Annotated in this window: 5 protein-coding genes; 3 read left to right on the top strand and 2 right to left on the bottom strand. The window is 39.9% G+C overall.

Annotation, left to right across the window (positions count from 1 at the left end; genetic code table 11):
* Window positions 1-575 precede the first annotated feature (575 nt).
* Window positions 576-2,948: a PilZ domain-containing protein gene (locus D5018_RS13265; protein WP_121839482.1), complete on the bottom strand. Its 2,373-nt coding sequence runs from the start codon at window positions 2,946-2,948 to the stop codon at window positions 576-578.
* Between the two features lie 221 nt (window positions 2,949-3,169).
* Between D5018_RS13265 and radA the strand changes: the two genes are divergently transcribed.
* On the top strand, window positions 3,170-4,534 hold the full coding sequence (radA, locus tag D5018_RS13260; RefSeq protein ID WP_121839481.1) for a DNA repair protein RadA: 1,365 nt from the start codon (window positions 3,170-3,172) through the stop codon (window positions 4,532-4,534).
* An 88-nt stretch (window positions 4,535-4,622) separates the two neighbouring features.
* Window positions 4,623-5,060: a hypothetical protein gene (locus tag D5018_RS13255; RefSeq protein WP_121839480.1), complete on the top strand. Its 438-nt coding sequence runs from the start codon at window positions 4,623-4,625 to the stop codon at window positions 5,058-5,060.
* Window positions 5,061-5,332: 272 nt separating this feature from the next.
* On the opposite strand, the gene D5018_RS13250 is transcribed toward D5018_RS13255, so the two are convergent.
* Complete coding sequence (locus D5018_RS13250) at window positions 5,333-6,211, bottom strand: AraC family transcriptional regulator (RefSeq protein ID WP_121839479.1); 879 nt, start codon at window positions 6,209-6,211, stop codon at window positions 5,333-5,335.
* Between the two features lie 112 nt (window positions 6,212-6,323).
* On the opposite strand from D5018_RS13250, the gene D5018_RS13245 reads away from it, so the two are divergent.
* Window positions 6,324-6,710 carry a hypothetical protein gene (locus tag D5018_RS13245; RefSeq protein ID WP_121839478.1) on the top strand — a complete coding sequence of 129 codons (387 nt, stop codon included), beginning with the start codon at window positions 6,324-6,326 and terminating at the stop codon, window positions 6,708-6,710.
* The last annotated feature ends 161 nt before the right edge of the window (window positions 6,711-6,871 follow it).

Here is a 6,871-nt window from a genome sequence, read left to right as displayed (position 1 = left end):
TTCAAGTTATGAGCGCTGTTCACGTCGTTACAATTAGAGAACAAGGTTCAGCGATATCGGGTATTACTCCAGAAAAGAGAAAAATTTTAACCCTGTTTGGTAGTGAGGTGAGTCGTATTTACAACATAGCATAATGTTAAGGCAAGAAAAGTTTCGCTTCACGACAGAAGCCTTTTGGCATGCTTAAAATTTGGTAAACCGTATGAGAACACTACAAGATCTATGTTGTTTTTTTGTTAATGGTTGAAAATGTACGGATACTTAAATCACCATGCGAAATGTAGGTATACGATGAAAATATATTGTTGCTGTGAAATGTGATTATTTATAAATATCGGCAGAAATAAATCAAATGATAAGAGTGATTATGAGGGTATTTGCGGTTTCAATGATCCACATCACATTCTGTTGTGATGGTACTGGTCACTTCTATTTAAATTATCAATAGCTTGTGTGGGAATCTCGCTGTAAAAAAGCATAAAAGGTTAACGGGAACTAGAATCCCGTACACGCAGAGTTAGGTTGTGTATGTACGGGACACGGTCTAAGTCTTTTTCAATTTCTGGGTGATTACGTTAGCTTATATTAGTACCCAGATCACGATGCAATACTTCAGCTGTAATATCCATAATTTCACCTACTCCAATGGTGTACCAGAGCTTCTCTTCCAGTTGTTTGGCTTTATGTGCAGCGTGTTGTGATATGTACTTTCGTTCTTGCTGGATATATTTCAAGTCTGGTTTGCCAGTAACTCCTACAAACATTCTTAAAGCAACAAATCGCCCTACTTGCTGTCCTGTTTTAATAAAATCGATTTGTTCACTTTGACTGGTAAGGGAGTCTTTTGTGACACACTTTAAGCCGAAAGTCCCGCGTGAGCGGCGGATCAAGTGCAGATAAAAATCCACATGCATCATTTCTTGATGAGAACGGGTACGACGGATAAAGTCAATAATGTGCTTTTTAAAGAAGCCATTTTCGAATAGTGGGGTTAAATCATAAGTTAACGATTCTTTAGAATTAGCAGCAAAGAGTTCGGCAACAGGATCTCTTTCAGAACTTATTGCAATGGCTGAGATTTTTGCTGATTTTTGGGTTTTTTCGATAAAAAACGGCGTGGCTGGCAGCTTACGCATCACCAAATTTTTTAATCCATCAGATAATTCACTCGTGCGTTCGCCTGATTCAGATAATTGTTTCAATTTTTCTTCATTATGGATAATGAGGCGATTCATGAAAGTCACGCCAGTGTGAGCCTCTTTAGACTGAGCTGCCACTAAATGCAACTGTTGACCATTGTTGCGCTGCATGACCAGCTTGTAAGGCAAGTTGTGTAATTGAGTTTTGCCTGCCAGTGATTGCAATTTAGGAAATCCAAGCCAAACGAGTTTTTCACCATTAAAACTCGATGGTGATGGCATGATGACTTGGAAACCTTTGGTGGAAATATCTTGAGAATGACCGACGATAGATTGGCCATCTTGCTGAATACTTATTTCTGTTTTAAAACTGTATCTAGGTTCTTGGCGTCGCTCTGCAAATGCAAGTGTCGCAAATTTTATATGGCTGATGCTGGCTTTTTTTTGTGCGAACACTTTAAGTAAGTTTGGAGTAGCTTGGGATTGAACATTTTGATAGCGAACTCTACCTTCCTCTGTCGTGAGATCAGATAAATATATTACGTGCTCGTATAAGGCCAACTGTTGCTCAACCAAAGGAGAGTAATGACTGTCATCACCCGGTATTATGGCTGCTTTATAACCTCGTAATTTATCAATTACGATACTAGAGAGTTTAAATACTCTCCAGCTATTTTTCTTTGCTCCAAATTTAAAAAATAGGTTTTTCAAGCTGTGGTTATTGAGCTCATATAATGTGGCTGAATAAAAATAAGTCGTATGTTTAACTTGATGGGTGAAACAATAAAGTAAGTGATGTTGTGGAGCATTGGGCTCTGCCAGATGTCGCTCTAATCGAGCTTCAGTAAGAGTATGACTCAGTTGACAGACATCATTTTCATCAGTGAAGTAACTTTTTATGGCTTGGTTTTCTGGACTCAGTAGTGCATGAGTTAATTGATTATTGGTGCCATTTAAAAATAACGGTAAATGACGTAAATGTGGCAGCAAATGACTTTCATAACCCAACCCTAAGGTGTTGGAAAATACTTCGTTCACATCGACTTTATATCGATATTTATAATCTCTTATCAATTTAGCCAGCAACTTTGACAGAGGTTCACTGATGGTATTACGTTTCAGTCTAAGAATATGAGCATCGTTGTCTTCTTCTATATCGATAATTTGATATTCAATGCCTTGTTGTAAATCCTCATAATAGTATTCGTCACTCAGCTCAGTTAATTTGATAAGCAGCGGCTTACGTGTGTCTAATCCATGTTTTGCAGAAAGCCGAATGCGGGCGCCATTAACGGAAAGATCTAAGGTTGAGCCTTCAACATCAATTTTTCCTATTTGGGAAACCGTTATATGAACGCTGTAATTCATGCGTTCTTCACTACGGTTATAATAGGTTCCTAATACGATCCCTGGGATAATGAATTCATCTTTGACGCTTTCTTTAATACCTTCAACCTGGACGGTTTGTAAGCGGCGTTTGTGTTCGGCCATGACCTCTTCATAAGCACCTAAGGTATATAGGTTTTTATAACGGCTTACAGCGGCTTTAAAGCTGGCTATCGCAGGCTCGTCTAAAAAGTGAGTTTGCTTATCAAAGACAAATGTCGAGCAGGGAAGGTTCGATTTATCCCTTAGGTCAATCACACGATTACATTTTGTGCTTAAGCGATTCAATTCCATTTTTAATAAAAAGCGATCAGTGCTGTTTTCGTCAGCGGTTAACTGTTCAAACAGATCTTCAAAATCGTCTTCCATTAAAAATGGCTTTAATTGCTCAATTAGATGGGCTTTTACTTGGTCAAAACTCATTGTCGATTCTTTGTCGTGCTAATTTACTGCGAGCCTGTTAGGCTTACTCCTTGTGATCATTAGCAAATGATCCCTTTACGTCGAAAACGGTTGAAAGCTGATTTCAATATGAAAACGCTGACTGGTAACTTTAGCAAAAGCAGTGCCAGAGTTACTTTGACGGTGCTCAAGTTTACCTTGTTTCCGGTAAACTTGTTAATATTTTATGGTTTAAAAATTCAATGGCAAAGAATAAAACAGCATTTGTTTGTAATGAATGTGGGCAAGATTTTCCCCGTTGGCAGGGGCAATGTTCCGCGTGTAAAGAGTGGAACACTATTACTGAAGTTCGTTTAGGTTCAGTAAAAGCGGCTCGGAATTCTCAATTTAGTGGCTATGCAGGCGAGGGTGCAAGTGAAGTACAAACCTTAAATGAAATTGATTTGAATGAATTGCCACGCATTCCAAGCTCTTTTACAGAGTTTGATCGAGTGTTAGGCGGCGGAATTGTGCCGGGATCGGCAATTTTGATCGGTGGTCATCCAGGAGCTGGTAAAAGTACCTTGCTGCTGCAAACCTTATGTCAATTGGCTGAAAGTATGCCTGCCTTGTATGTTACAGGAGAAGAGTCATTACAACAGGTGGCGATGCGTGCTAACCGACTCGGTTTGCCAACCGATAAACTACGAATGCTATCGGAAACCAGTGTAGAGCGCATTTGTGATATTGCCGTAAAAGAAAAGCCAAAACTCATAGTAGTGGATTCGATTCAAGTGATGCACATGGCAGATGTGACCTCATCGCCCGGTAGTGTGTCTCAGGTGAGAGAATCAGCGTCTTACCTTACTCGTTTTGCCAAACAGCAGGGCATTGCAGTGATCATGGTCGGTCACGTCACTAAAGATGGCAGTTTGGCTGGGCCAAAAGTGTTAGAGCATTGTATTGACTGTTCTGTAATGTTCGAAGGTGACAGTGACAGTCGATATCGCACCTTACGTTCTCATAAAAACCGCTTTGGTGCTATTAATGAGCTTGGTGTGTTTGCGATGACGGAGCGTGGCTTAAAAGAAGTGGCAAATCCTTCCGCTATATTTTTGTCGCGCGGTGAGGGTGAAGCCTCAGGTTCACTAGTGATGGTGGTGTGGGAAGGAACGCGTCCTTTGCTGGTGGAGTTACAAGTGCTAGTGGATAATTCTTCTATGTCACACCCGAGACGAGTTGCTGTCGGTATGGACGCCAATCGTTTAGCCATGTTATTAGCGGTGATGCATCGACATGGTGGATTGCAAATGTCGGATCAAGATGTATTTGTTAACGTGGTGGGCGGTGTTAAGGTTACAGAAACCAGTGCCGATTTAACATTATTGATGGCGATGGTATCTAGCTTTAGAAGTAATGTTCTACCTAATGATCTTGTGGTGTTTGGTGAGGTGGGGTTATCGGGAGAAATTCGCCCGGTGCCTAATGGACAAGAGCGTCTAGTTGAGGCGGCTAAACACGGCTTTAAACGTGCGATTGTCCCCAAAGCGAATGCCCCTAAAAGGCCGCCTGAAGGGATGGAAGTGATTGGTGTTAATAAACTGAGTGAAGCGTTAGCTTCTTTATAAAGTTATGAAATTCAATGTGTAGAGGCCGTTACTAGTTAAAGACTTATATCTAATTGGGAACGGCCTCTAGTCACTATTGGTCGATTATATGTCTACTCTACAAATGCGTTTAGGGTCTAATTCAGGTTTGATAAACGCAGAATCAATATCGGTACTTGAATCTACTGAGATAGGTTTTATCCATTTTGATTCTAGAGTGTTTAAAATTTGGGTTACCAATGAGACAACAGTATCAGAAGCAATAGAGATTTTTGTCAAGCAACATCCAACACATTGCACTTTGAATGAAAAGACTGATGATAAAAAGCTGCTTCTTGCTTTTGAAGGTCAAAGAGGCTTGAGGGGGACGATTGCTGCGGACAGGTTCGACATTAAAAATCTAAAGGTTTTGTCTGTTATTCCTGATACGCATTCTATTTACAAACAAGAAGTAGAAAAAGCCTTTTACTTTACCTATGGCACCGATATTACTGATTCACTGCAGAGACAAGCTAAACTATCTAAAAGAGTATGCGTTATCGCATAATTGGTCTTATACCAATTACAGTAATTAATCTCTCACTCAGCAAGAGCTAAAGGTTTTCAGTACAAGGCGCATGTTCGAAGTACTAACGGGTTAATTCGAGAACATGCAACACAGTAATGGAAGCCTTTAGCCTTGCCCTTCGGGAGCTTGTATGCGCAAAAATTACGGCACAAAATTGTCTCAACGTAGAACAACTATGTTTTCACCAATTTCGTTTGTACTTTGAGCGCATACATAGCTCTGAGTTGAGCATTTAATTACTATAATTGGTATTAGCTCCCTCTCGGCTTTTCACGACTTCTTCCTGGTCCTACACCAAAGTGATTTTTGTAGGCTTTAGCAAATGAAGCATCGTTTTGATAACCAACGTTTAAGGCCACTTCCCATACAGATTTACCTTGTCTGAGCTGTTTTTGCGCCAGAGACATACGAAGTTGAATCACATAGTCCATCACGGAGCGATTGAAAAACTGTTTGAATTGTTTGGCTAAATTCGCACGAGAATAGCCACCGATAGAGGCTAGCTGTTCTAAGCTCCACGGTTTTGACAAATCACTTTCAATGGCCGTCATTACCTTATTCATTTTTGGATCGAGAGTGGCTTTGACATAGCCTAAATCCTGATTATTCAATAGCTCTTGGCGTAACAGGAGTAAGAAAAAGCTTTCCGACAGTTTTTCTACGATAAGTTTTTGTCCGGCTAATCCATGCTCAGCTTCAGTGATGAGAGATTGTAATAAGAACTTTAAACTCCCATTAGTATCCTGCTGTCGAATAAGTAGCATTGTTGGCAATTGCTGAATTAGTGGATGGCGAGCATCTTCAGCTAAATCAAAGTAACCACATACTAACCCAGTTCCATCCTGAGAACTCGTAATCGGGTGTTGAGAAAGAGGAGTCGTGTCAGGTGTGGTTGGGGAATCTTTTAATTGATGCTTTGCATCATGAGGAAAAATGACGATATCGCCTTCATTAAGGTGGATGCCTTCGTGTTCTTCCATCGCAACATAAGCCTGACCACTCGAAATAAAATGAAAACTGGCTTTTCCACTGCCAGAAGTATCGGTACTCCAATGATGACAAGCTTTCGCTAAATGAAATACGGTCGAATTTAAGTGAAATCCTTTTAATACCTGTTCAAGTAGTTGCATCAATAGTCCTTAGACGATACGACATAAAGTTAAGATGATAGAACATATCCTAAAAACAAAGAGTTACCTAGTATGTACATGTCTCAGTAACAATTGAATTTAAGGAAACATTATGTCTCGTTCATTAATAAATATTGCTCGCTCTATGCTCGTGATTTTAGCAGCTGTATTTTCTATTTCTGTAATGGCTGGTACGCCACAACAGAATAAAGATGGAGTAACAGTAATTTATTTAGATCAACATGGTGGTCACTTTACCGCTAAAGATACGTTAGCGGGTTTAAAAGAAGGTAAATACCAGTTTGTTATCACTAATAAAGCCGACAAATTAGTGGGCTTCCAGCTACAGCATCATAAGTCTCATCAGCTGTTAGATATGTTCCCACTTGAGCCGGGTGAAACTAAACGCAGTGACGTGGTTACCGTTACCGAAGCAGGTGTTCGCTTTCGTTGCCCAATCAACCCAACCCCTTGGTACGATCTTGATGTTATTAACTAACCTCAACTCTGTATAATGAAATTAATAACTTTTTGATTTATGCAGAGCTGAAGTTAACTAAGACAGATTAATTTAGATTTTTGTTTCATCCTTCCTCTCCGTTAGTGAATTTGCCTATGGTTCTCCATAGGCTTTTTTTCGAAAACTTTTGAACTTTGCAT

The organism is Parashewanella curva (assembly GCF_003675895.1).
Classification (GTDB): domain Bacteria; phylum Pseudomonadota; class Gammaproteobacteria; order Enterobacterales; family Shewanellaceae; genus Parashewanella; species Parashewanella curva.
The sequence above is the reverse complement of the archived record's forward strand: the minus strand, read 5'-3'. Positions and strand labels throughout refer to the sequence as shown.